Here is a 24414-nt window from a genome sequence, read left to right as displayed (position 1 = left end):
TCGCAGGTCGCATCGGTCCTGCGAACACTTCGCCCCCCCTCCCGACGACATCGCCGCCGCGCGATTCGTCCTTTTTTCTACATTGCCGGAGCAGAGTATTTCATGAAGATGGCGTCGAAGTTATTTGCCCTGACCCTGTTCGCCGCAGCGATTTCGCTGGCCGGCGCGGTTCGAGCCGAAACGAAGCTTGAGCTGAAAAAAGGGGACAAGATCGTCTACATCGGCAACACCCTAGCCGAGCGGATGCAGTACTATCCGCGATTTGAAACCTTGCTGCAGGCTCGCTTTCCCGAATTAGAGTTGCAGGTTCGCAACTTGGGCTGGTCGGCGGACGAAATCGAACTGCGTCCCCGCAGCAAAGATTTTCAAGATCATGGTCACAATCTTACGGACCACAAGCCTGACGTGATTCTGGCTTTCTTCGGATTCAACGAATCGTTCGCCGGACCGGGTGGGTTGCCGAAATTTGAAAAAGAATTCACCGATTTCGTCAAAACGACTTCGACCACCAAGTACAACGGCGAATCGGCGCCTCAATTGGTGATCGTCTCGCCGATCCCGAACGAAAACCTGCATAGCCGCACGTTGCCCGATGGTCAGGCGAACAATAAGAACATCGAACTGTACGCCGCCGCCATGAAGAAAATCGCCGCTGCGAACAACGTCGCGTTTGTCGACGTTTACGCTCCGATGAAAGAAAAGCTAGCGGCCGACACCGATCTGACGATCAACTCCGTTCATCTGAACGACGACGGCTACAAGGCCCTGGCCGAAGTTCTGGACGCCGGTTTGTTCGGCGCGGCGCCCGAGTACAAATGCGATCTCGAGAAGCTGCACGCGGAAGTCCTGGAAAAAGACCTGCAGTTCTACTACGACCATCGCGCGGTCAACGGTTTTTACATTTACGGCGGACGGAAAAACCCGTTTGGCGTCGTCAACTTTCCGGCCGAATTTGAAAAGCTCCGCAAGATGACCGCCGCGCGTGATCAACGCATCTGGGCAGTGGCCGCCGGGAAAGAGGTTCCGGCGACGATTGATGACTCCAGCACCGGCGAGTTCACCAAGATCGAATCCAATGTCGATCGTCCGATTTCGTTTGATACGCCCGAAGAAGCGCTGAAAAGCTTCAAGTTGCCCGAGGGCTACGAAATTAACTTGTTCGCTTCCGAGCAAGATTTTCCGGAACTGCGTAACCCAGTTCAGTTCGCCTTCGACGCCAAAGGGCGTTTGTGGGTCGCGACGATGGAAAGCTATCCGATGTATCTGCCGGGAACTCCGGTCGATGACAAAATCTTGATCTTTGAAGACACCAACGGCGACGGCAAAGCGGACAAGAAGACGGTGTTCGCCGATGGTCTGCATCTGCCGACCGGTTTGGAGTTGGGGGATGGCGGCGCTTATGTCGCTGCTCAGCCGAACTTGATCTTTCTCAAGGATACTGACGGCGACGACAAAGCGGACGTCAAAACCTACCTGCTGCACGGTTTTGACTCGGCTGACTCGCATCACTCGCTGAGCGCCTTCACTTGGGGCCCCGGCGGCGCGTTGTACTTCCAGGAAGGAACGTTCCACCACACGCAGATCGAAACTCCGTACGGGCCGACGCGCGTCAAAAATGCTGGCGTCTTTCGCTACGAGCCGTTGACCGCGAAGGTCGACATCTTCGTCTCCTATTCATTCGCCAATCCGTGGGGCCATACGTTTGACGACTGGGGACAAGACTTTGTCGCTGACGCATCGGGCGGCGCCAACTACTTTGCTGCGGCCTTCAGCGGCGACGTTGATTACCCCGAAAAACACCCGGGGATGAAGCAGTTTCTGAAAAAGCAGTGGCGCCCCACTTCGGGTTGTGAATTTGTTTCGAGCCGCAACTTTCCGGAATCGGCCCAAGGCAACTATCTGCTGAACAACTGCATCGGTTTCCAAGGCGTGTTGCAATACAAGATGAAAGAAGATGGTTCGGGCATGGCCGCCGATCCGGTCGAACCGCTGTTGCAGTCTTCCGACCTCAACTTTCGCCCGGTCGATTTGCAGTTTGGCCCGGATGGCGCGTTGTACATCGTTGACTGGTACAACCCGCTGGTTGGTCATATGCAGCACTCGGTTCGCGACCCGAAACGGGACAACACCCATGGCCGGATCTGGCGCATCACCTACACCGGCAACGACTTGGTCAAACCGGCCAAGATCGCCGGCGAGTCGATTCCGGACTTGTTGGAATTGCTGAAGTCATACGAGTACCGCACGCGTTATCGCGTTCGTCGCGAACTGCGTGAGCGTGACGCTCAACAGGTGGACGCCGAATTGGCCAAATGGATCGCTGGACTGGACGCCAATGACGAGTTGTACGAACACAACTTGTTAGAAGCGCTGTGGGTCAAGCAGAATCTGGACATGGTCGACCAGGACCTGCTGGTCAAGATGCTGCGAGCCGCTGATCCGCGAGCTCGCGCCGCGGCGACGCGCGTGTTGTGCTATTGGCGAGATCAGGTGGAAGAGCCGCTCGCCCTGTTGCAATCGCAAGTGAATGACGAGAACCCTCGCGTTCGCTTGGAAGCGGTTCGTGCGCTGAGCTTCTTCGATACGCAGGAGGCACTCGACATCGCTTTGGAATCGCTCGCCTACGACCAGGACTACTACCTGGAGTACACGTTGGGCGAAACGATTAAGACGCTGGAACGTCGCGTTGGCGCCAAGAACTAGTTGCCGCAAACGCTTGGTGATCAAGACGGAGTCACCCGGACCTGGTTCGGGTGGCTCTTTTCAATTACGCCACGAATACCCTCAAAAGGTTCGATCTATGAGTTTCCGTCACTCCAGCATGCTGACGACGGCGAGTTTCGCTCTGTTGCTAATGGTTTCCTCGGTATCGGCGCAGGGGAGCGTTGATACGATGGTGAAGATGATCGATAGCGGTCGCATCACCGAGCAGCGCTTGCCGCAAGTCCTGGATATGATCTGCAAACGCGCCAACGACGAGAATCTGGCTTTCGTTTTTCAAATGGCGGTCAAGCCGGATGGCTTTCCGGCGGCTGTTCGCCCCGACGCGCTGAAGGCGCTGCACGACGCGGCCATCAGCCGCAATGCGATTCCTACTGGCGATCTGTCGGCGATCGGCGAACTGCTGAAGAGCGACGATCGAAACACGCAGACTCTCGCGGTCGAACTGGCCGGTTTGTGGAAAGTGGAGGGAGCGCTTGACGCACTCGCGAAACTAGCGACCGAAAAGAAAACCGGCGCCAAATTGAAAAAAGCGGCGGTGAACAGCCTGGCGAAAATCGGCGGACCGAAGGCGGTCGAGACGTTGGAAAAATTGACGCAGCCAAGTCAGCCGTTGGCGATTCGCTATCTGGGGGCGTCGGCATTGGTCGACGTCGATGTCGACAATGCAGCGAAGATCGCCGGTCAGATTCTCACCGGCGCCGATACTTCGACCGATCCGGCGGTGATGATCGACGCGTTTCTCGCCCAGCAATCGGGGCCGACCAAGTTGGGCGCCGTCCTGGCCGAAACCGAATTGACGCCGGATGTCGCGAAGATGTGCCTGCGTCAAATGTTCGCCGTCGGCCGCAGCGATCCGGAACTGGTGAGCGTACTCTCCAAAGCGGCCGGTATTGATGATGACGCACCGGCTTTGACCCCCGACGAAATCAAAGCAGTCGCGGCCGAAGTCTTGCAAAAAGGGGATGCACAGCGGGGAGAAGCGCTTTTCCGCCGCGCCGATCTGAACTGCTTCAAGTGTCATTCGCTCAGCGGCGCCGGCGGCCAGATTGGTCCCGATCTGAGCGCCGTGGGGGGGAGCAGCCCGGCGGATTATGTCGTCACGTCGATCTTGTATCCTGAACAAGCGGTCAAAGAAGCCTACACGACGCGGACCATCCTCACGATTGACGGCAAGGTCTACACCGGCATCGTCGCGGAAGAGGATGATGATCGCGTCATCATGAAACAGGCGAGCGGCCAAGCGGTCGTGATACCGGTCGACGATATCGAAGATGAAAAAGAAGGAGGCTCGCTGATGCCAAAAGGGCTCGCGAAGTTCCTCACCCATGACGAGTTTCTCGACTTGTCGCGATTCATCTCGGAACTGGGAAAACCGGGCGAATACAAAATTCGTACCGATCCGACAGTGCAGCGATGGCGCGTGTTAACGGAAACCCCAGCCGAACTAGCCGCCAGCGTGCCGACGATCGGCGAGTTGGAAGAGCTGATCATCCAATCGCCGGAGGACGCCTGGACTGCGGCGTACGCGATGACTGCCGGGGCGCTGCCGCTGGCGGAACTAACTGCGGACGAGCGACCGGTCCTGTACCTGATGGCCGAAGTCGAAGTGGTTGTCGGCGGTAAAGTTCAAGTCGGGCTGAACGAAACGACGGGAGTTCGCGTTTGGGTCGGTGATGATCTGCTGCCGGAAGGAAAGCCGGAAGCGGTCGAGTTGGAGCCGGGCAAGCATGCGATTTATTTCCGCGTGGATCCCGCGATATTTCCGGCGAAGACGTTACGTGCGACGGTCGATCGACCGGCCGATTCGCATGCCGAGTACACCGTCGTCAGCGGCGCCTAGTCGGAAAGCAATCAGCGTATGGATGCCGTGGTTCTTTCGTGTGAGCACGGCGGCAACGAAGTGCCGCCGGAGTATCGCTCCTATTTTCGCGACGCCGAGCAAGTCTTGGCGTCGCATCGCGGTTGGGATCCCGGCTCGCTGGAGATGGCGGGGGCGTTTCAACGTTCGACCGGAGCGCCGCTTGTAACGGCGAAGGTCTCACGACTGGTGGTCGAACTCAATCGTTCGCTCGGCCATGCGAGTCTCTTTTCCGAGTTTACGCGGGATCTGTCCGCCAACCAAAAACAGGCGATTCTAGCTCAGTACTATACGCCCTATCGAATCCAAGTAGAAAAGGCGATCGCTGAGTCTTATGACGCCGAGCGGCGCGTGATTCATCTGTCGCTGCATACGTTTACGCCAGAGCTAAACGGCGAAGTGCGAACCGCCGAGATTGGATTGCTTTACGATCCGCGGCGACCCGGTGAAAAGTCGTTTTGCGCCGCCTGGCGTGCGCGATTGTTGGCGCTGCGACCTGATATGCGTGTCCGTCTGAACTATCCCTACCTGGGAAAAGCGGACGGACTGACGACTTCGCTGCGAAAGAAATATACGGTCGAGCAATATGTGGGCGTCGAGCTAGAAGTCAATCAGCGTTTGGTCGCAGATACCGACCTCTGGCGAGCATTAATCGCCGATCTAGCGCAAACTTTTTTAACGGGCGTTCGACGTCCCATGAGCGAGTTCTAGCGAAATCGATTGTTCGAGCTCTTTCAGCAGATTGCTGACGCTTTCGGCCAGTTCGGCGTCGGGGCGATTCTCGAGTGATTCGGCCGTTTGAGTTTCACTCTCCAGCTCTTGCTGGCGATTGAACCAACGCAACAGCGAGCCGCGACTGATCACTCCGGTCGGGCGACCGTCACGCACGACGACCACGCGCCGAATCGAGGCGCGAATTAAGAAGTTGTAAATCGTTTCGGCGGTGTCGTCTTCTTCGAAGTAAACGACGTCGGAGCTCATCGATGAGCCAATCGGTTGATCCCAGCGGGTGACGTCGGTCATATGGCACATCAGATCCTTTTCGGACAACACGCCGCAAAGCATGCCGTGGTGATCGACGACCGGCGCCGAGTTAATCCGATAGCGGAGCAAGAATCGAAGTGCGCTGCGAGCCGTGTCGCTTTCACGCAGCGTCACAATCGGAGAGGTCATCACGTCATGGGCCAACGCGTTCGCCAACGGCATGCACCAATCGTTCGCCGCGTGCGGCAATTCAACCGACTGGACCGTCGCCGAACGACGGACGACGCGATTACGCCCGAGCTGTTTCGCAATCACGATCGCTTCTTCAGCGAGTTCAATCAACTTATCCAAGTTGGTCGTATCGGCGTGGGTCTGAGCGACCCCAAAGCTGGCGGTCGTGGTTAGCGTCTGTCCATGGATCGTGACGGCGCTGCCTGCAAGCACTTTGCAGAGACGCTCTGCGAACTGGGCCGCTTGAGACTCGTTCGATTCGACCATGGCGATCAAAAATCGATCGCCTGCCAAGCGGCAGACATAGTCGGTTAAACGCGTATGTCCTTGCACGATTTGGGCGATCCGTTGAATCACTTGGTCGCCCGCTTCGAATCCATATTGGTTGTTGATCTCCTCGAAACTATCGATGTCGATCACGACGCACGACAGCGGCAGGTGGTAGCGGACCGCGCGAAACCATTCACGTTCGAGTTGCTCGTCCAATTGACGCCGCGTGGCCAGACCGGTGAGGGGATCGTTGCGCGACACCCCGGCGGGACGACTTTCTAACGCGACCACGCGGGACGCGGCGTGCAAGTGGGCTAGTAGTTCGTTGCGATCCAGCGGTTTGGGCATAAAGTCGTCGGCGCCGGCGTGGAAGGCGCGCAGTCTTGTCTCGGGGCGTATATCCGCCGATATCACAATCGTATAGATATAGTGGGTCAGCAACGCATCACGCGTCCAACGGCAGACCGTTTCGCCGTCAATGGTCGGCATCATCCAGTCCGTAATGACATACTGAGGTTGGTTGGTTTGAATCACACGCAAAGCGGAGGCGGCGTCGCCGCAGGTCGTGACTTCGTATCCAGCTTCGGAAAGCCAAGTCTCGATCATCCGCCCCATGCTCAAATCGTCTTCGATGACCAACACTTTCGGGTTGTTTGAGATCGGCGAAGCGGCGTATTCCATCGCTTGGCGATAACGGGGAGTCGCCAAGCGGCGACTGGAGTCCGCGTGATGTACATTCGATTGACGGCTGGCGATCTCTGTGAACTTGTCAAAGCAATCGACAAAGGCCGAGACGACGGTGGGATCAAAGTGCTTGCCGCTTTCCGAAAGGATCAGGTCGTAGGCGTTTTGGACTTCAAACGCATCTTTGTAGACCCGTTTGGAGGTCAGCGCGTCAAAGACGTCCGCGACGGCGACAATGCGAGCGCAGAGCGGAATGTCGCGGCCTTTGAGACCCGCAGGATATCCTGCGCCATCCCAGCGTTCATGGTGATGACGAGCGACCTGGGCCGCCATGCGAAAGAAGTCTCCCTTGTAGCTGCTGCGAGCAACTTCTTCCAACGTTTGGGCGCCGATTTCGGCATGCCCTTTCATCACTTCATATTCGTCCGGAGTCAGCCGACCCGGTTTCAACAAAATGGCGTCGCTGATGCCGACTTTGCCGATATCATGCAACGGGCTGGAACGATAGAGATCGGACAAAAAAGCGTCGTCAATTTCGTCGCTGTATTCACTATTGAGATGCAGTTGTTCGGCTAAGATTTGCGAATAAGCGCGCATGCGGACCAGGTGTTCGCCGGTCTCCACATCACGCGAATCGGCGAGCTTCGCCAGCGCGAATACGGCGATATCCTGCGTCGCTTCAATCGCTTGAGCGCGCGAGTCGACGATTCGTTCCAACTCGTGGGAATATTTTTGCAGCTTGTCTTCGGCGCTTTCCGCACGATAGATCGCATCTTGTAGTCGCAAGTGGACCCGGATTTTGGCGAGCAACTCATGGCGGTTGATCGTCTTCAAGAGGAAGTCGTCCGCTCCGCTATTGAACAGGGCAAGCCGTTTCGCTGAGTCATCGGTGCTGCTGAAAATAAGAATTTGCGCCAGATTGCAACATTTCATCCGACGCAGATCTTCGCAAAGCTCATGGCCGTCGCCATCGGGCAATTGCAAGTCAAGCAAGATCAAATGCGGCAGAAAGCTTCCGACGATTTCTCGGCATTCGCGCACATTGGATGCAATGGCGACTTCGTAGGTCGAATCGAGCAACTCCCGCAGTTCAGTCTGAACAAGTAGAGAATCGTCGACAACTAAAATGCGATGTTGCATGGGAAATCCAATCCAGCCCCCTGGATTCAAACGCGTTTCGCGAAAGCCGTCGACTCAATACACACATGTCGAGCGTATGAAAACGATAGGGCGCAGCAAGCTTACGGCAATCCGAAGCCGACTGCTTGGGGAGTGGAATTCCAGTGCGCTGGGGGGAAAATCCGTTGCAAGCGTTATGACTCGACCGCAATCACCCGATGGAAATGCAATTGCACTTCTCCGTCGACGACGCGGCGAACCCCTTCCACCAGACAGCGGGGCTCATTGTCTTCCTGTCCAAGTCGGACGATGTCGTCCAGTTTCATCCCTGGCGGCGTGGTGAACGTCGATTGATGGATGATTTGATTGCCGGCGTCCAGTTCCGGCACGATAAAGTGACACGTCGCCCCATAGGTCAGCATGCGGACGGCGAAAGCATCGTGATAGGGACGAATGCCGGGAAAGCTGGGAAGCAGACCATGATGCAGGTTAATTATTCGCCCGCCTGCATACTTCCAACAACTGCTGGCCGGCAGAACCCGCATATACCGAGCTAAGATGACGTAGTCGACGTCAAACTCGTCGAGTACGTCGATCATCTTGTCGTCGTCGGTTTTCCCCTCGTGATCGCCGACGTTTCGCCACTCGACGCCAAATTGTTCCGCCAAGCCGCGACAAGCGTCGCGATTGCCGATCATGATGGCCGGTTCCGCTTTGATCTGCCCGTCGCGCATCGCTCGCAACAGCGCCAGCGCAGGCTCGGGGCGGTAAGTCGTGCAAATCGCCAACCGGGGACGTTCTTTTCGTTCGTCCGGCGTCCAAACGCGAATCGATAGATTTTTCAGGCGGCCAATTTCGGTGAGCGCCATCCGTAGTTGGTCGATTGGAGCGTTTTCCAGTTCAATCCGCAGCAACATGGCGAAGATCGCTTCTTCGTCATGATCGTACATCTGGATTTCGGCGATGTTCGCGCCTAGGCTGGTGACGTAATGAATGATCGGATCAGCCAGACCGACGTTGTCAGGGCCAACCGCAGTAATGACGATGCGCATCGCGAATTGCAGGGGGGCAAGGGAGCAAACGGGGAATCGCCGTCGGGGTTGCCCCCGACGACCTACTAATATGCCACAAATTTTCGGGCCTGCCGCAGGGAAGACCGGGAGTCTGGTCGTAATCTGCCGGTTTTGCTAGATTTATCTGGCACGCCAACAGCGCAAACTCGCTAATTTTTCAGCTCCCCATTGGGGAAAAGGATCGCGGCCATGTCCCTCGCCACACGAACCAAACCCTATCGCGAAGATCTGAAGCCAGGCGAAGTCCTCTGCGAACATTGCACCGCCAAGTGTTGTCGTTACTTTGCGTTGCCGATTGATACGCCGGACGAAATGGCCGATTTCGAGTTCATTCGTTGGTACCTGCTGCACGATCGAGCTTCGGTGTTCGTTGACGGCGAGTCGTGGTATTTGCTGGTTCATACGACCTGCAAGCACTTGCGTGCCGACAACATGTGCGGAATTTACGATACTCGGCCGCAAATTTGTCGCGACTACACGACCGAGAATTGCGAATACGAAGATGATTGGGTCTACGACATGTACTTTGAGACGCCTGAGCAAATCTGGGAGTACGCCGAAGCGATCGCTCCGCGCGGCGCTGGACAAAGCATTCGCAGTCGCAAGCCGCCGCTGTTGCCGATCCTTAACTAGCGCGACGCCTAACTTCCCTTCCATCGAACTAGCACGGGCGGTTTTGCCGCCCGTCTTTTCGTTCCTAGAAAACCGATGTCTGAAAAAACAAAGCTGATTCAGCCCCGAACGCTGAAGGGATTTCGCGACTACCTACCAGAAGCGATGATGCCGCGCGAGCGGCTCATTGACGCCGCGAAGCAAGTTTATCGTTCGTATGGTTTCGCACCGATTGATACTCCCGCGCTGGAGTACGCCGAAGTTCTCAGCGGCAAAGGAAGCGACGAGACCGATCGTCAGATGTATCGCTTCCAGGATCATGGGGGACGGGACGTCGGGCTCCGCTTTGACTTGACCGTGCCGCTGGCCCGATTCGCCGCGCAACATGTCGGCACGCTGGGAACTCCATTCAAGCGTTATCATGTCGCATCCGTCTGGCGCGGAGAAAATACGCAGCGCGGCCGCTATCGCGAGTTCATGCAGTGCGACTTCGACACGATCGGCACCAAGTCGCTGGTCTCCGACATTGAGACGGCGCTGGTCATTCATGACCTGATGCGGGCCATCGGCTTTGAAGGCTTTCAGATGCGCGTTAACAACCGCAAAGTGTTGAGCGGCGTGCTGGAGAAACTGGATCTGGCGGAGAAGTCGACCGAAGTGCTGCGCGCCCTCGACAAGTTGACGAAGATTGGCCGCGAGAAAGTCGCCGCCGAAATGATCGCCGCTGCCGGAGCAACCGCCGAGCAAGCCGATCAGGTGCTAAAGTTGGCCGAGGTCTCTGGTTCCAATGCGGAGATTCTAAAACAGCTGGAGCCGCTGGTCGCCGGATCCGAAACGGGGGAAACAGGTTTGTCGCAACTGCGTGATCTGCTTGACGCGACTTCAGCGGTCGGCGTGACCGACGCGCGCTTGGCGATTGACGTATCGATCGCTCGCGGTTTGGATTATTACACCGGCGCCATCTTTGAAACGTTTCTCGATGATCTGCCGGGGATCGGCAGCGTTTGCTCCGGCGGACGATATGACAACCTCGCGAGTCTCTACACCAAAGAACAACTTCCCGGTGTGGGAGCGTCGCTGGGGTTAGATCGATTGTTGGCGGCGATGGAAGAATTGGGGCTGATCGAAAAAGTGAGCACGCCGGCGCCGGTCTTCATCCCGTATTTTGACGAGCAGAGCCTGAACGCCTATCTAGTCCTGGCGTCACAACTGCGCGCCGCCGGGATCGGCGTCGAGATCTATCCCGAAGCGAAGAAGCTAGGCCAGCAACTGAAATACGCCGATCGCCGCGGCTTCAAGATCGCGATCATCGCCGGCGACCGCGAACTGGCCGAGGGGAAATGCCAAGTGAAGAACCTGGCCGCTGGGGAAGCGACCGATGAGTCATTGGCCGATGGCGCCGCCGCTGTGATTACGCGAATTAAAGAGATTCTTGCGTCTCCATAAAACATGGTGACAAACTGTTGTCACTCTCGGTTGGCAAACTGTGGGCGTAAGCTCGCCGCCGAGGAGACAACCGATGACGATTCGCACAAATCACTACGAAGCCGCGTTCGAAGCCTATCTTCGCCAACTACAGACCCCCTATGTGGCGGTCGACGAATCGCGGCGTTCGCTGACGCCGGAAGGTTCGATCAAAAACGTCGACTTCATTGTCTCCCCCTCGGGGAGCGAGATGTCTTGGTTGGTCGATGTGAAAGGGCGACAGTTCCCGTCAGGGCGCAAAAATCGCTACTGGAAAAACTGGGCGACCATCGACGACCTGCAGGCGATGGCCCAATGGGAGTTGTTGTTTGGGCCGCAGTTTCGAGGATTGTTCGTCTTCGCCTACTGCGTTACCGGAGACATGGCGCCGCTGCCGCATGATTTTCTCTTCCCGTTCAAAGGAGAGATCTACGCGTTTGTCGGCGTGCGAATTGATCTCTATGCCGCGTGGGCGCGGCGGATCTCGCCCAAATGGCGGACCATCGCGATGCCGACCACCGCATTCCGGCAACTGGCGCAGCCGCTCAAGTTGTTCCTCGAGACGCAGATCGTCTCCGGCGGAGATTTTGATCGGCGTCGGGCGACGGAGATGGCGCCGTTGTATTGACGAATCCGGTGCTGGTTATTTCTTCTTTTTCTTCCCTTGGAGCTTTTTGAGCGCTTTGGATCGGTCCTTTTTCACTTTCGGAGAAGGCGCAATTCGATAGTCGTTTTCAATCGCCATCGCTTCCATTCGATCACGGCGTCTTTCCGGCATAAGATCGATATTGAACCGGCGATCTGCGGCCAGCCCCATTCCTTCTACGTCCAACGCTCGTCGCGTATCGCCCCAACAACCGCCAAGGGTTTCGTCGATTAGTTGGGCGGCAAAGGCTCGCTCAATGGTTTCCGCCGCTGTCTTCGCTTTCAGCTCCACCAGGGAAATTACCAAGAAGGTGGCGATATCGTCGTATCGCTTCGCTTTGATTTCGAGTTGGAGAAGTTCGTCCAGTTGCGACGTCACGCGATCACAGAGCGGAGGCTGGAACTGGGCGACCTTTTCCAGGCCTTCGACGAGTGAAATTCTTCCTCGTTCGCCAATGGACACATCTTCGATATGGCGACGCAGCGGCTCAATAGCCGCTTCCCCCATGATCCCAAATACGACGGGCATCTCTTCATTGGCCCATTCATCCCAAAGGTCAGAACCGTCCCCTTCGACATAGCGAGCCAACGGTGCGATCGCATCGATGACGCCTAATTGCCCCAGGGCTCGCCAAGCGTGGGCAGGGCCTTCGACAATCGCCATGTCGTCAATGCCTGCCGCATCCAGTTCTTCATCGCTGGCTTCCCAGGTCGCCAACTCCAGCAGCGAATGTCCATCGGCTAGCGTCAGTTCAAAATTAGCGATGTAGTCTTCCCAGCCATCTGCATTCTCGTGGTTACATTCGATATTTGACGAGTGCTTATAGAGATCTTGCAGGCGGGCAGGAAGTTGGCTGAAATGCATCGGAATGCCTGTGCTGCAAAAATGAGGGGCTCACATCCCTGCAAACTATCGCAATTCTCGCCCTTGGAAAAGAGGCTCAGCTAGTCGCTCGAAATCCCATATTCGTCCGCCTTCTTTTTGACCGTTGTCCGGTGCATGCCGAGCGTTTTGGCCGCCGCGACAAATTGCCCCTGGTGATTTTCTAGCGCGGCGCGAAGCAGCGGCGGTTCGACCAGCGCCAGCAAGCGGGCGTGCAAGTCGTCGATCGACTCGCCGGTCGCTAATTGCTGCTGTGCCCACGATCGGACCAACTCGGCCAGGTCGACATGTCCCGTCGTGTTGAGCGGGGGCGCCGCGGCCGGCAAATGCTCGACTCGAATCGCATCTCCCATGCTGACGATCTGCGCATGTTCCAGTGCGTTGCGAAACTCTCGCACGTTGCCGTACCACGGACGACGTTTCAGTTCGGTCAGGGCCGCGGTGGTGATCGCCGCACTTTGCCCCGCTGCGCCGAGTTGCGAAAGGAAGAATTTCGCCAGTTCCGGAATGTCATCGACTCGTTCGCGCAGCGGGGGGAGCTGCAAACGAAACGCGCTCAAGCGAAAATAGAGATCGTGCCGAAAGTCTCCTTCTTCGACCTGCGATAGCAAGTGACGATGCGTCGCCGAAATGACGCGAAAGCGGGTCGGCACTGGTTGTCCGCCGCCGACCGGCGTGACTTCGCCATGTTCCAGCGCTCGTAGCAGTTTGACCTGGGCGGCGGCGGGGATGTCGGCGACTTCGTCGAGAAACAACGTCCCGCCGTTGGCAAGTTGCAAGTAGCCCGGCTTGGCGTCGTGCGCGTCGGTGAACGCGCCGCGAGTATGTCCGAATAATTCGCTCTCGACCAACGAAGGGCTTAACGACGCCAGGTTGACCGCGACGAATGGACCCGCTGATCGGGCGCTGTGTTGGTGAATTGCTCGGGCCGCGAGTTCTTTACCAGAGCCGCTTTCTCCTTCGATCAAAACACAGGCGTCAGCCGCCGCAGCTTGGGCGATCTTTTTAAAGACTGTTTGTATCGAAAGCGACTTGCCGACCATGCCGTCCGGCGGCAGGATCGATTCGTTCGGTGATGTCGCGATGGTCGTTTCGCGCGGCGTTAATGCTCTTTCTAACGCGCCGGTGATAGTTGCGGCGTCAAATGGTTTGACGATGTATTCAAAAGCGCCGCTGCGGACGGCGGCGACCGCGGTCTCTAAATCGCCAAACGCCGTGATTAGGATGATCGGAACGTTCTGAGACGCGCTGCGGATCGCTTCGATCGCCTCCAGGCCCGATTTGCCGGGCAAGCGAACGTCGAGCACAATCGCCGCTGGTTGAAACGTGTTGAGCTTCTGCAACGCTTCTTCGGCCGATGCGGCGATTTCCGCATGGTGCCCTTTCGCTTCGGCAAGTGAGCTGACCGCCCAGCAGACGCTGGGTTCGTCGTCAACGATAAGAACATCCGCCATCGCTTAGTCGTTTCTCGTATCAGTCAGGTGAATTTCAAATCGCGTTTCGCCATCCTCACGGCGATAGGTCGCTTCGCCGTGATGCACACGCGCCACTTCGCGAACGATCGTTAAGCCCAGTCCGACCCCTTCATGCTTGGAGGTGATCAACGGGTCAAACGCGACCGTTTCAATCTCAGGGGGCAAGCCTGGGCCGTTGTCAGCGACCGTCAAACGAACGCCGCCTGGTTCTCGGTTTAATTCTACCCGGACTTCACCGTCGGCGGATTGGTCGTCACGCGGATGGCCTGCAATCGCTTCGACAGCGTTGGTCAATAAATTGACGATCACCGTCTGCAACAGCGTCGCTTCTCCCATCATCGGAAAGACTCCATCGCCGATAAATGTCATGTTGACGTGATGGTGTTGCGCCAATGGTCGGACCAGCGGCAACGTCTCCAGGACAATCTGACGCAGGTCAAGCGGCTCAAAGTCGCGGCGTTCTTCTTTACCAAAGTTGACAATGGCCCGCAGGTGAGTCGAGATCAGGGCTAGTTGCTGATTTGCGATCGCCATGCTTTCGTCATGCGCTTGGGGACATTGCAGCGCGTGGATATCGAGAGCCAATCGGCACCCGGTCGCCGCATTGCGGACCTGATGTGCGAATCCTGCGCCCAACTGACCAAGAACGCGCGTTCGCTCCAGCGTCCGAATCTTTTCGTCATAGGCGGTCAGCTGTTCGGCCAGTTGATTGACGGCGTCCACCAGGTCGCGGACCTCGTCATTGGTGACGCGGGCAGGAATGGGGGAAGCGTCGCCGGCCGCGATCCGCTCTACCTGTTTGCGCAATTGGGCGATTGGCGCGGTGACATTTCGCGCGAGTGCGAAAGCTACGATTCCCAGCACCAGAAAACCGGCCAAACCGATCCAAAACGGCGGACCCGCCGCAGCCGTCCAAGCTTTGCGGTACGAGTCGACCGGATAGAACATATGGAGGACCTGACCCTGTTGGGCTCGACCTTGCAGCGCCACCGCAGCATGGAAGTATTGTTGATCGTCGATCGCCATTTCCTCGGTCAACGCCAGGTGTTCGATCGAGTCAGTCACCTGCAGCGACGTGAGCTGATCCGATCGCAAGCCGCTCAAAGTTGACCGCAGCAGGCGCCCGTCTATGGTCACGGCATACTGGGCGCCTGAGAGCCCCTTCATTTGCTCCAGCACCGCTTCGCTCAGCGGGAAGGTCGCCGATTGCAAGACGGTCGCCACATCGCGCAGTCTTGTTTCGATCCGTGCTTTGGCGTTGGCGACCGAGATCTGAGCCGTGACCAGCGTCACGCCGATCATGATCGCCAACAGCACGGCGGCGAACGGAAGCAGAAGTTGGATACGTAATGGCCAACGCATGTCAGTAGGAACGCCAAAGTCGAGAGGAGACGAATCTATTCATGATAGTCGAAAGCGCATAATCCCGTCGCGTGTCGGTTTGATCGGCAGACGTGTCGGTTGAGGCGACACTAAGGACGGGGATTGGATCGAGAAACGGTGATGGGAGCCGTAATTACTGGCCTTAACAAATTTTAATGCTTCTGGCACTTGACTTGCATCTGGTGATTGTTGCAGACCCCATCTCAGTGCGACGGAATCGTAGGAGCGACAATTGAAAATCAGCGCGGTGCAGAAAAAGGCGTTTACCCTGGTCGAGTTGTTGGTGGTGATCGCCATCATCGGCGTTTTGATCGCGTTGCTGTTGCCGGCGGTTCAGCAAGCTCGCGAAGCGGCTCGCCGGATGCAATGCAGCAACAATCTAAAACAGCTTGGTTTGGCGATCCACAACTACGAGAGTACGTTCAAGAGATTTCCGGCCAGCATCATCATTGGTTCCTCAGGAACCTTTGGCGGTTCTAACAACGGCTCGTGGGGCGTTCATGGGCGAATCTTGAACTACCTAGAGCAGACGAATCTGATGGATCTCGTCGACTTGAACATCGCCTGGGACGATGAGCCGGATATTAGCAATGTAAAAATTCCGGTGTTTAGTTGTCCTAGCGATCCCGGTTCCGATCGATCACGCGATCCCGGCTCTGGCCGACCAGTGCTCTATCCGACGACCTATGGCTTCAATATGGGAACCTGGTTCGTCTATGATCCGGCGACAAAAAAAGGAGGGGACGGCATGTTCTATCCCAACAGCCATCTCACTTTTGCAGCGGCGACCGACGGCACTAGCAATACGCTGTTGGCGGCCGAGGTGAAAGCGTGGACTCCCTACACGCGCAACACGCAGCCCCCGGCGACGACGATTCCAGCGGATGTGGACGACGCGGAAGCCGCTGTCGCCGCCGCCTCTTCCGAATTCAAGTCAGAAACCGGTCATACGGAATGGCCCGATGGTCGCGTCCATCACACGGGCTTCACGGCCGCAATGTCCCCCAATACCTACGTTCTATACAACGACGGGACGAATGACTACGACGCGGATTACAATTCCAACCAGGAAGGCAAAACGCTCGATCCAACGTACGCGATCATCACGTCGCGCAGTTGGCATCCCGGCGTCGTGCAAGTTGCTCGCGTCGATGGATCGGTCTCAAGCGTCGCCGAGACGATCGACTTGGCCACCTGGCGATATATGGCGACCCGCAGCGGTGGAGAAGTGATACCGAGTAACTAGCGAATACCGAGAGCGTGTGACAAAGCCTGGCGGAAAAATACTTCGCCAGGCTTTTCCATGCGCTGCGCAGAAGCGGCGAGCAATTTTGACCCCGGCGTCCTCCAGCAAGTACCATAGAGGATGCGAGATCGGACGAAGCCCAGCTTTCCGGCTCGCGTGAATTCTTCCATCCTCCACACTCGCGTGTCTCCCCATGAGCGCCAATCTCACCAAGCTGCGTTGTCCGCGTTGCAGCAAATCGCTTGGTATCCCGCGCAAGTTGGCCGGCAAGGATTTCCCCTGTCCGAAATGCGGCGAGACCTTTTCGATCGCCGACGATCTTTCGCATCTTCGCCCCCAGACTCTGGCGAGCGAGGAAGAGCCGATCATCGCCGAAGCGGCCGAACCTCCTCTGGCGCAGTCCGTTGAGCAACCGGCGCCGTCGAAGTTTCCCTGGTTCATCGTCATCATTGTTGGCGTCATCCTGCTTACGCTGATCGTCATCGGCGGCGTGGTGTTAAGTCTTCCCGCGGCGCCACCGAAAGTTCCGGCCGAGAGCCCGGCGATAACGGTCGAGCAGACCGAAACGGAAGCACCGTCTACAATGGAGCCCACCGAAGAACCGGCTTCAGCGTTGAATCACCCGTCGGACGACGAGCCGGCAATTTCGGAAGTCGACGATCAGGAAACGCCGCAGTAAGCTTCCAGGTTCGCTGCGTGTGGCAAGCGATCGCGGATCAGTGAGCCATTCTGGAATTCCGAAACAACAAAACCGCCTGAGTGCGGATCGCAGCTCAGGCGGTTTCTTACTTGCCAACGTCGTCAGGTCGATCGATCGTCGTTAGACGGCGATCTGATCTTCCATCTCCTTGGCCAGACGCTTACGAGCGACGTGCAGACGACGCTTGATGGTGCCGATCGGCGCATCAAACTCGTCGCTCATCTCACGCAGCGACTGACCTTCGACGTAAAACGCTCGCAGCGTTTCGCGGTCGAGATCACGCAGCTGGGCCAGGCCCGAGTGCAGGGTCTCGGCGCGTTCGCCGTCGATCAACGCGTGGAGCGGAGTCCGACGATCGACGCAAGTCGCCGCCAGGGTATCCGGCTCGGTCGCGATGTCAGGAGGGCGTCGCACGGCGCGGTTGATCGCCATGCGGACGGTGATCGACCGCAGCCAACCGGGGAAAGCCGCCGGCTCACGCAGTTGATCGATCTTCTGCATCGCCTGGATGAATACGTCCTGACACAGCTCTTGCGCCTCGGCGTAATCACGCAGTCGCTTCAGGGCGATCGCGAAGACGACTCCCTGGAACTGCTCGACCAGCTGGCCGAACGCGTCACGGTCGCCGATCTGCGAAGCCGCGACCAGGGTGATCATCCGCTCTTTTTCGTCTATTTGCGTGTAGTCAGTCATCGGAAACTCTCTCTCGTATGGTTTTGTACGGAACTGCTGAGGACGCAGAGGCGGCGGCAGGCGAAGGTGCGTGCAGCCGCGATTCGGCCAAAGAGCAAGAGGCGTTTCGGAAAGCGCGAAAACAGACCAAGAGGGTGCTTTCAACGCGAGCCGAGAGCGACTAGCTCAGGCGCCGTCGGGGCGAGCCTTGCAGACGAGAAGCGAGACGAATTGTCTGACGCAGGTGCGTCTTAGCTTCTGCCTATCCAGGCCGGCGACACTTCTGGTCGCACGGATCCCCAACGAAACGCCGGCTGTAGTTGGCTTGGTTGCAATGAACCTAGTAGCCAACTCTCGCCGCCGAGCCATGACGGTTTCAAACCGCCGCCCTGTTTGGTGGGCGGGGTCAGATGCGTCATGGCGTGACCATAGAGGCGCATACACGTGGAGAAACCTTCACGAGCGACATCAACGGCGACCACGGCGACGCGGGCGACTGCAGCGACAACAATGTTTTCGCGGATGTTGATAATGTCGTTACGCATTGTGAGTTCCTCCTACGCGGTTTGCGCAGTGAGAGAGTGAATAGAACTTCTTTCCCCGACCTACCCTGGTGGGGAACATTGAAATATAACGTGCCGCCGGAACAACAGCAACTTTGTGAAAAAATTACCGAAGTCGGACCTCTGACCGCAACGTGCAGTCAGCTTGGCACACCAGTAAGACGATACTTCGTCGGATTGGTTCGCACGCTACGGTCATATTCTCCAAAAATCTTTTTCCGTGATCGTATGACCGCTCACAATTCGTTGCAACTCATTGCAGGGAAAGAGATTGCGGCGACGTTTTTCTCGGTCGAAACTTGGCGGTCCACTGAGGATTTTGTCGACAAGAATCGAAAAACGACGCACAGTCGCCCGGCTGGATAATGGGCGACCATGCGTCGACTTCGTCTCGTGACGATGCTCACGAGAGCGGAGGGGCGTCTCCGATTAGCGGTGGTAACGTCTTGCATCGGTTTTCGGGTACTGCCAGGGGCTCTTGTGGTGAGTCTGCACCGATTGATAGTTGCGAACTGGTTGATAGTTGTTAACTGTTTCGGTCGGCTCATACGAGAAACGTTGCGTCACGCCGGAGTTGTCCGTTTGAGCGACAGCGGCAGGTTGCTCCGCAGCTTTCGTCACAGTCGGGGGGGCCGGAGTTTGGACAGCCGCCGGTTGTGGAGCCACTCGCGTGTAATTCATGACTCGCATCGGACGATGGACCTGCGTGTTCCAGAACCCATGACCAAAATCACCGCGTGCTTTGGCTCCGGCGTCACGTTCGGCCATTGCGTTGGTTGTCGCAAATCCAGCCATCAACGCCGCCATCAAGGCCAACAAAAACATCTTCTTCATCGCACACCTCCTCTTCATCCAATAAATACGAAAGCTTGAATCGATTCTCATTATTGGCTGCGTCACATGGCGCCGTCATCGATCCATTACTAAGTCAGATGCGATGACCTTGCCGTTTCTTCACGGCGCCTCCAAATATTTTGCCGCCGAGGGTTCCTCGCTCCCTTCTTGGTTCCCGGCAATGCCTGCCCAGATCGTTAGCAAAGCTGCTTGCAACCGGTGCATCGGGCGTCACAAGGCCGGCGTCATCCGCCAGACTCAAAATCCTGTAAACAACCTGGGTAGCAAGGGTTAGGTTGCCGGCTGCGCCTATCCGTAGGCAATTTTCAGAGCTTGGGCATGCAATTTGACCTTAGAGAGGGGCTCGCCTCGCGAGGACGCGTCGCGGATGACGCGCACAAGTGAAATTGCTGCTCCTTTCTCTTCGATTTCTCGGATGGATACGATCGCATGCTGAAACGCTTATGCGGGTTTTTCGCCATCGTCGGCTTGGTTACAGCGACCCCTCTGGCCGACACGGCGCAAGCCGCCGCTTGGGATATCGAGTCCGACAATTTCCAGATTCGCACGTTTGCCGGCGGCCCCAGCGCCGCGCAACTGCGGCAGCAGTGCGAATCGCTTCGGACCGGCTTGCAGCAGGTTTGGCTCACCGCGGCGGATCAAACCGAATGGAGCCCGCGTTGTCAGGTCGTCGTTCATGCGACCAAGTCCAGCTATCAAACGGCCGTGGGCCGCGGCGCCGCCCAGACCTCGGGCAGCAGCACGGTTCGGGTTGTCGCCGGCGAAATCGTCGGCAGGCGAATTGATTTGCTGTGCGACGCTCGTAAAGTCGCAAGCGCCCTACCGCACGAACTAACGCATGTTGTTTTGGCCGATCGCTTTGACGCGGCGCGTCCGCCGCTTTGGCTGGACGAAGGCATCGCAACGATGGCCGATACGACCGAAAAGCGAACGCTCCACCACCGGGATTGTCATGATGCGCTCCGCAGCGGCGACGCATTGCGTGTTGCTCAACTACTTCGTCTCGAACAGTTCACCTCGGCGAAACAAGTGCCGGCCTTTTATGGGCAAAGCTTATTGTTGGTTCACTTTTTGGCGGAACAGGGCGAGCCGGCCCAGCTGATTGATTTTGCCGAAGCGGCGCTCGAGCGCGGTTATGATCGTGCCCTGCGCGACATCTATCAGATCGAAGGGATTGATGACCTGGAGCGACGCTGGCGCAAGTATGCGTGGAGTAAGGGGCCGAGAACGCCGCAATCGCTGGTCTCAGTGATTGCTCGTTAGGCGGCGCCAAGCTACTCCGGCATTAGATTGGTTCGCTCGCCGAACCAGCCGGCCAATTGCCCTAGTTCTTCCGCATTGTGGGCGCCCACGACGGTTAGGTGTCGATCCCCTTGGCGCCATGTCGCCGCGACGCGTTGGTCGACATCGACGACATGCAAATTCTTATCACCATGCACCGCTTGGGTCGCTGGGCGTTTGCCGAACCAGGCAGGCCGCTCGCCATCATGCTCAAAGATCGCCAAGGTGCTTCCGTCGGCGCGTTGAAATTGGCTGTGGACGCAATCCCCTCGCGGCATCCTGATGACGTTGGTCGTGTGCAGAGAATAACCTGCCGGAACGCCGTCGGCGACGGCCGGCCGATAACCGACCAAATGAACGGCGTTTTCTGCGTCGACCGTTTGCCCATCGTATTTCGTCAATAAGATCTGCTGAGCGGCGACGGGGTCTTGATGCAGCGTGTCGAAGTATTGATCAAACACCGATGCGATCGCTAAATTGCCGATCATGCTGAGATTGGATTGATAGCCAAACCAGCCGATCGCAAACACCACGCTCGCCGCCAGCGCCATCACCAACGGCGCGTAGCGCCCCGTCGTCCAACGAAAGGGCTGAGCAGTCGCCAAATTTTCTGGCGACAGCGTCTCCTCCGTTTGCAGCTGCGCTGCAATTTCGCCCCATAAACCGGCAGGCGGCAGCGGATGATCGAGCGACGCGGTTATCGTCGAAAGATCTGCAAAGCTGACCAACTCCAGCGCGCAAGATTCGCAATCGGCCAGATGATCGGCCATCGCTCGTTGTTGGTCGTCCGGCATTTCGCCGTCGAAATAGTCGGACAATCGTTCTCGTGCTTCAGTGCAATCCATTTCGCGATTCATATCCGTTGCGAGAGCCGATCCGCCTGGTCGGCTCAAGTTCGATTAAGTGCGGGAAAATCCCATTTCTTGAAGCTGTTGCTGCAAATCACGTCGCGCGCGATTGAGCCGAGAGCCGACCGTTCCTTCCGGAATATGCAGCGACTCGGCGATATCGTGGTACGAATAGTCCTCGACCTCACGCAGCAGAAATATCGATTTTAACTCGGGATCGATATTCGCCAGCGCTTGTTCGAGCGCATCTTTTTGTTCGGCCTGCCGGCCCGAATCGACTTTATCCATCGGTTCCCAGTCGAGATCGCTGTGCTTATGTCGACGATTGCGCCGCAAATGTTGCAGCGCCTCGTTCACGGCGATCCGGTGGAGCCAAGTTTCGACCCGCGACCGACCATCAAATTTGTCCAGCGAGCGGAACGCCTGCAAGAAAACCTGTTGCGTCACGTCGGCGGCGTCTTGTTCGCCTGCGACGCGAGCCGCGACACGGTAAACATGCTGACTACAAGCGTCATACAACTGACGCCGAGCCGCCATGTTGCCTTGCCGGCAAGCCGCTGCGATTTCGGCCAGAGGATCGATTCCAGGGGCGAACGCGTCCTCTTGCACCCTATTGGATGCAGCCAGGTCGGGTTTTCTTCGCGGAAGATCAGGAGTTTCTGCCGTATTCATGGGAGCGCTAGCCGCAATCATTCGGAGCTCCCTACAGAACCGAAAGATTGGTGAGTGAATTCTTGGATGGATGGAGTCGCTGCAACTTTCGATATCGCCCAGTCGGACCGCAGGTTCCAGCCGCTACCTGCTGTACGAAAGCAACGGGGCTTCTGTTGAAAGACGTTGCTGGCAATCCTTCAATCATTGCACCCCATTGATGCAATGGGCAACTTCCTGCGGTATTCCGCAGACGTAGGGAGCATTCTACAAACTTAAGCGCCGATGCAGGACGGCAATTTGTGGGGATGTCGTGTTGCCGCCAACGCCAGTCTTGCGGTTGTTAACAGCAGAATGACTTCCCCTATCTCTGTGCCCGACCGTCCGATGATCAGCGCCGCCAACCCAATCCTCCCGCGATCGCCAACCTCGGTCGAGACGACACGTTGGGGATGGCGCTTCGGCCTGTCGCCGCTTTTGCCGGTTCTGGTCACGATTTTTGCGCCCCCACAATTGCCGGGGTGGCTGTTGATGTGGCTGCTGGCGGTGACCATTTATCTGGCCTGTAAGTGGCTCGCGTGGAGCACGACTTCGGTCAAGTCGACCATAGGCCGCAATCTCGCCTATTGGCTGGCCTGGCCGGGACTCGATGCGCTGGCGTTTTTAAGGATGGAAACCAAACAGCCGATCGCGGCTCCTCTGGCGGTGGACTGGTTCCTCGCCGCCCTCAAAACGGTGCTCGGCGGATTGCTGCTGGCCGCCGCGATCGCCTGGTCGGAACGTTGGCCGCCGCTCATGGTTGGTTGGCTCGGAATGTGGGGGCTGATTCTCTCGCTCCACTTCGGCCTTTTTCATTTGCTCTCCTGTTGGTGGCGCAGTCGCGGTGTTGATGCGCCGCGGCTGATGAACGCTCCGTTGGCGGCGACATCGATTTCGGATTTTTGGGGCCGGCGCTGGAACATCGCCTTCCGTGATTTAACGCATCGCTTTTTGTTTCGTCCGTTGGCTGCACGCTTTAGTCCGCAGTGGGCTGTAATGCTGGGCTTTGCGTTTAGCGGCGTCGTGCATGACTTTGTCATTTCTTATCCAGCCGGCGGCGGATATGGCTGGCCAACGGCCTATTTTTTATTGCAAGGCGGCGCGATCTTGCTCGAGCGTAGTCGCTGGGGAAAGCAGGTTTCGCTCCATCGCGGCTGGCGGGGAAAAATGTTCGCCGCTGTGGTGTTGATCACGCCGCTCACTTGGCTGTTTCACCGCTCGTTTGTTGAGAACATCATCGTCCCAATGCTGCTCGCACTGAAAGAAATCGGATGACACTCGATCTAGAAGCGCTTTTGCGAATCGTCGGCGCAATGCAGTTGTGCGTGCTGTTCGCTTCGGCGCTGGTCCCTTTTCAGTTGAACTGGAAAGAAGAACTGGCTTGTCTCTCGAAACTCCATCGCCAGATGTACTGGGTCTACGCCGGCTACGTCGTGCTGTCGATCGTCGCCTTCGGACTGATCAGTCTGCTAAACGCGTCGCAATTGGCCGGCGGCGATTTTCTGGCTCGTTCGTTTTGTCTGTACGCCGCGATCTTTTGGGGATTGCGACTGCTGCTGCAGGCAGTTTTTGATGTGAAGGAGCATCTCACCAAGTGGTGGCTGAAACTAGGCTATCACACGCTGACCGTGATGTTTGTCTGCTTTACGGTGATCTACGCGTACAGCGCTTTGCGACCGAACTAGCGGGAAATTCATTGGTTAACGCGCTGGTTGGATCGGACCGGACCGCTCCGCTTTCTCGTTCCAAAGGTTGGACTGGACCGCTACGTTTTTTCGCTCCAACGGTTGGACTGGACCGGACCGCTACGTTTTTTCGCTCCAACGGTTGGACTGGACCGGACCGTTACGTTTTTTCGTTCCAAAGGTTGGACTGGACCGGACCGCTACGTTTTTTCGTACCAAAGTTTGGACTGGACCGGACCGTTACGTTTTTTCGTACCAAAGTTTGGACTGGACCGGACCGCTCCGTTTTTTTCTGGGTGGACCTTCGGACGAGAAGTCGAAGCGGCGATGAGTGCCTGTTCCCAAATCCCTATCTCCGAGGTCTCGTTTGGCGCCAAATCTTGATCGTTGGATTCGGAACGCACGAAGCGCCTAGAATGCCCGAACTCATCAACCAATTCGGCCGACGCACAAGGGTGATTTGATCGCT

At 57.2% G+C, this 24414-nt stretch carries 23 protein-coding genes; 12 read left to right on the top strand and 11 right to left on the bottom strand.

Annotation, left to right across the window (positions count from 1 at the left end):
- The first annotated feature begins 102 nt into the window (after positions 1 to 102).
- From DSM3645_RS23375 to DSM3645_RS23365, 3 genes are all read left to right on the top strand, one after another.
- Entirely contained in the window at positions 103 to 2703 is a 2601-nt protein-coding gene (locus tag DSM3645_RS23375; protein ID WP_002655091.1) for a PVC-type heme-binding CxxCH protein, read from the top strand.
- A 97-nt stretch (positions 2704 to 2800) separates the two neighbouring features.
- Positions 2801 to 4564 carry a HEAT repeat domain-containing protein gene (locus tag DSM3645_RS23370; protein ID WP_002655090.1) on the top strand — a complete coding sequence of 588 codons (1764 nt, stop codon included), beginning with the start codon at positions 2801 to 2803 and terminating at the stop codon, positions 4562 to 4564.
- Between the two features lie 18 nt (positions 4565 to 4582).
- Complete coding sequence (locus DSM3645_RS23365) at positions 4583 to 5293, top strand: N-formylglutamate amidohydrolase (RefSeq protein WP_002655089.1); 711 nt, start codon at positions 4583 to 4585, stop codon at positions 5291 to 5293.
- Here DSM3645_RS23365 and DSM3645_RS28885 read toward each other — a convergent pair.
- Together DSM3645_RS28885 and DSM3645_RS23355 are read right to left on the bottom strand one after the other, a co-directional pair.
- Positions 5258 to 7891: a response regulator gene (locus tag DSM3645_RS28885; RefSeq protein WP_002655088.1), complete on the bottom strand. Its 2634-nt coding sequence runs from the start codon at positions 7889 to 7891 to the stop codon at positions 5258 to 5260. The genes DSM3645_RS23365 and DSM3645_RS28885 overlap by 36 nt on opposite strands.
- Positions 7892 to 8064: 173 nt before the next feature.
- The gene (locus tag DSM3645_RS23355) at positions 8065 to 8922 is read right to left on the bottom strand and encodes a formyltetrahydrofolate deformylase (protein ID WP_002655087.1); all 858 of its coding nucleotides are present in this window, start codon (positions 8920 to 8922) and stop codon (positions 8065 to 8067) included.
- Positions 8923 to 9132: 210 nt separating this feature from the next.
- Between DSM3645_RS23355 and DSM3645_RS23350 the strand changes: the two genes are divergently transcribed.
- The 3 genes from DSM3645_RS23350 (at position 9133) to DSM3645_RS23340 (ending at position 11647) form a co-directional block, all read left to right on the top strand.
- On the top strand, positions 9133 to 9576 hold the full coding sequence (locus DSM3645_RS23350) for a YkgJ family cysteine cluster protein (protein ID WP_002655086.1): 444 nt from the start codon (positions 9133 to 9135) through the stop codon (positions 9574 to 9576).
- A 93-nt stretch (positions 9577 to 9669) separates the two neighbouring features.
- On the top strand, positions 9670 to 11001 hold the full coding sequence (gene hisS / locus DSM3645_RS23345; RefSeq protein ID WP_040353276.1) for a histidine--tRNA ligase: 1332 nt from the start codon (positions 9670 to 9672) through the stop codon (positions 10999 to 11001).
- 73 nt (positions 11002 to 11074) lie between these two features.
- Complete coding sequence (locus tag DSM3645_RS23340) at positions 11075 to 11647, top strand: HYExAFE family protein (protein WP_002655084.1); 573 nt, start codon at positions 11075 to 11077, stop codon at positions 11645 to 11647.
- 15 nt (positions 11648 to 11662) lie between these two features.
- Here DSM3645_RS23340 and DSM3645_RS23335 read toward each other — a convergent pair whose 3' ends face one another.
- From DSM3645_RS23335 to DSM3645_RS23325, 3 genes are all read right to left on the bottom strand, one after another.
- Positions 11663 to 12529, bottom strand: a complete 867-nt coding sequence (locus DSM3645_RS23335; RefSeq protein WP_002655083.1) for a hypothetical protein — start codon at positions 12527 to 12529, stop codon at positions 11663 to 11665.
- A gap of 80 nt (positions 12530 to 12609) precedes the next feature.
- Positions 12610 to 14001 (bottom strand): sigma-54-dependent transcriptional regulator, encoded by a 1392-nt coding sequence (locus DSM3645_RS23330; protein WP_002655082.1) that lies wholly within the window; start codon positions 13999 to 14001, stop codon positions 12610 to 12612.
- A 3-nt stretch (positions 14002 to 14004) separates the two neighbouring features.
- The gene (locus tag DSM3645_RS23325) at positions 14005 to 15384 is read right to left on the bottom strand and encodes a sensor histidine kinase (protein WP_002655081.1); all 1380 of its coding nucleotides are present in this window, start codon (positions 15382 to 15384) and stop codon (positions 14005 to 14007) included.
- 253 nt (positions 15385 to 15637) lie between these two features.
- Between DSM3645_RS23325 and DSM3645_RS23320 the strand changes: the two genes are divergently transcribed.
- Both DSM3645_RS23320 and DSM3645_RS23315 read left to right on the top strand, forming a co-directional pair.
- Positions 15638 to 16651: a DUF1559 domain-containing protein gene (locus DSM3645_RS23320; RefSeq protein ID WP_002655080.1), complete on the top strand. Its 1014-nt coding sequence runs from the start codon at positions 15638 to 15640 to the stop codon at positions 16649 to 16651.
- 193 nt (positions 16652 to 16844) lie between these two features.
- Positions 16845 to 17330: a hypothetical protein gene (locus DSM3645_RS23315; RefSeq protein ID WP_002655079.1), complete on the top strand. Its 486-nt coding sequence runs from the start codon at positions 16845 to 16847 to the stop codon at positions 17328 to 17330.
- Between the two features lie 141 nt (positions 17331 to 17471).
- Here the strand turns inward: DSM3645_RS23315 and DSM3645_RS23310 are convergent, their stop codons facing one another.
- On the bottom strand, positions 17472 to 18044 hold the full coding sequence (locus DSM3645_RS23310; RefSeq protein WP_002655078.1) for an RNA polymerase sigma factor: 573 nt from the start codon (positions 18042 to 18044) through the stop codon (positions 17472 to 17474).
- A 230-nt stretch (positions 18045 to 18274) separates the two neighbouring features.
- On the bottom strand, positions 18275 to 18568 hold the full coding sequence (locus DSM3645_RS23305) for a hypothetical protein (protein ID WP_002655076.1): 294 nt from the start codon (positions 18566 to 18568) through the stop codon (positions 18275 to 18277).
- A gap of 78 nt (positions 18569 to 18646) precedes the next feature.
- On the opposite strand from DSM3645_RS23305, the gene DSM3645_RS31525 reads away from it, so the two are divergent.
- Positions 18647 to 18952, top strand: coding sequence for a hypothetical protein (locus DSM3645_RS31525; RefSeq protein ID WP_237564920.1), 306 nt, complete (start codon positions 18647 to 18649; stop codon positions 18950 to 18952).
- Positions 18953 to 19015: 63 nt separating this feature from the next.
- On the opposite strand, the gene DSM3645_RS23295 is transcribed toward DSM3645_RS31525, so the two are convergent.
- The gene (locus DSM3645_RS23295; protein WP_002655074.1) at positions 19016 to 19420 is read right to left on the bottom strand and encodes a hypothetical protein; all 405 of its coding nucleotides are present in this window, start codon (positions 19418 to 19420) and stop codon (positions 19016 to 19018) included.
- A gap of 450 nt (positions 19421 to 19870) precedes the next feature.
- Here DSM3645_RS23295 and DSM3645_RS23290 point away from each other — a divergent pair, with 450 nt between their 5' ends.
- Positions 19871 to 20704: a hypothetical protein gene (locus DSM3645_RS23290; protein ID WP_002655073.1), complete on the top strand. Its 834-nt coding sequence runs from the start codon at positions 19871 to 19873 to the stop codon at positions 20702 to 20704.
- An 11-nt stretch (positions 20705 to 20715) separates the two neighbouring features.
- Here the strand turns inward: DSM3645_RS23290 and DSM3645_RS29745 are convergent, their stop codons facing one another.
- Both DSM3645_RS29745 and DSM3645_RS23280 read right to left on the bottom strand, forming a co-directional pair.
- A complete protein-coding gene (locus tag DSM3645_RS29745; protein ID WP_161603406.1) occupies positions 20716 to 21567 on the bottom strand; it encodes a zf-HC2 domain-containing protein in 852 nt (283 codons plus the stop codon).
- 54 nt (positions 21568 to 21621) lie between these two features.
- Positions 21622 to 22242, bottom strand: a complete 621-nt coding sequence (locus DSM3645_RS23280; RefSeq protein WP_116344559.1) for an RNA polymerase sigma factor — start codon at positions 22240 to 22242, stop codon at positions 21622 to 21624.
- 351 nt (positions 22243 to 22593) lie between these two features.
- Between DSM3645_RS23280 and DSM3645_RS23275 the strand changes: the two genes are divergently transcribed.
- Together DSM3645_RS23275 and DSM3645_RS23270 are read left to right on the top strand one after the other, a co-directional pair.
- Positions 22594 to 23535, top strand: coding sequence for an MBOAT family protein (locus tag DSM3645_RS23275; RefSeq protein ID WP_237564919.1), 942 nt, complete (start codon positions 22594 to 22596; stop codon positions 23533 to 23535).
- A complete protein-coding gene (locus DSM3645_RS23270; protein ID WP_002655069.1) occupies positions 23532 to 23945 on the top strand; it encodes a hypothetical protein in 414 nt (137 codons plus the stop codon). Before DSM3645_RS23275 ends, DSM3645_RS23270 begins: the two co-directional genes overlap by 4 nt.
- Positions 23946 to 24145: 200 nt before the next feature.
- Here the strand turns inward: DSM3645_RS23270 and DSM3645_RS31520 are convergent.
- A partial coding sequence (locus DSM3645_RS31520) for a hypothetical protein (protein WP_237564918.1) occupies positions 24146 to 24414 on the bottom strand: 269 nt, incomplete at its 5' end.

The organism is Blastopirellula marina DSM 3645, from assembly GCF_000153105.1.
GTDB classification, from domain to species: Bacteria; Planctomycetota; Planctomycetia; order Pirellulales; family Pirellulaceae; genus Blastopirellula; species Blastopirellula marina.
This window is presented reverse-complemented; position numbering and strand designations above follow the sequence as displayed.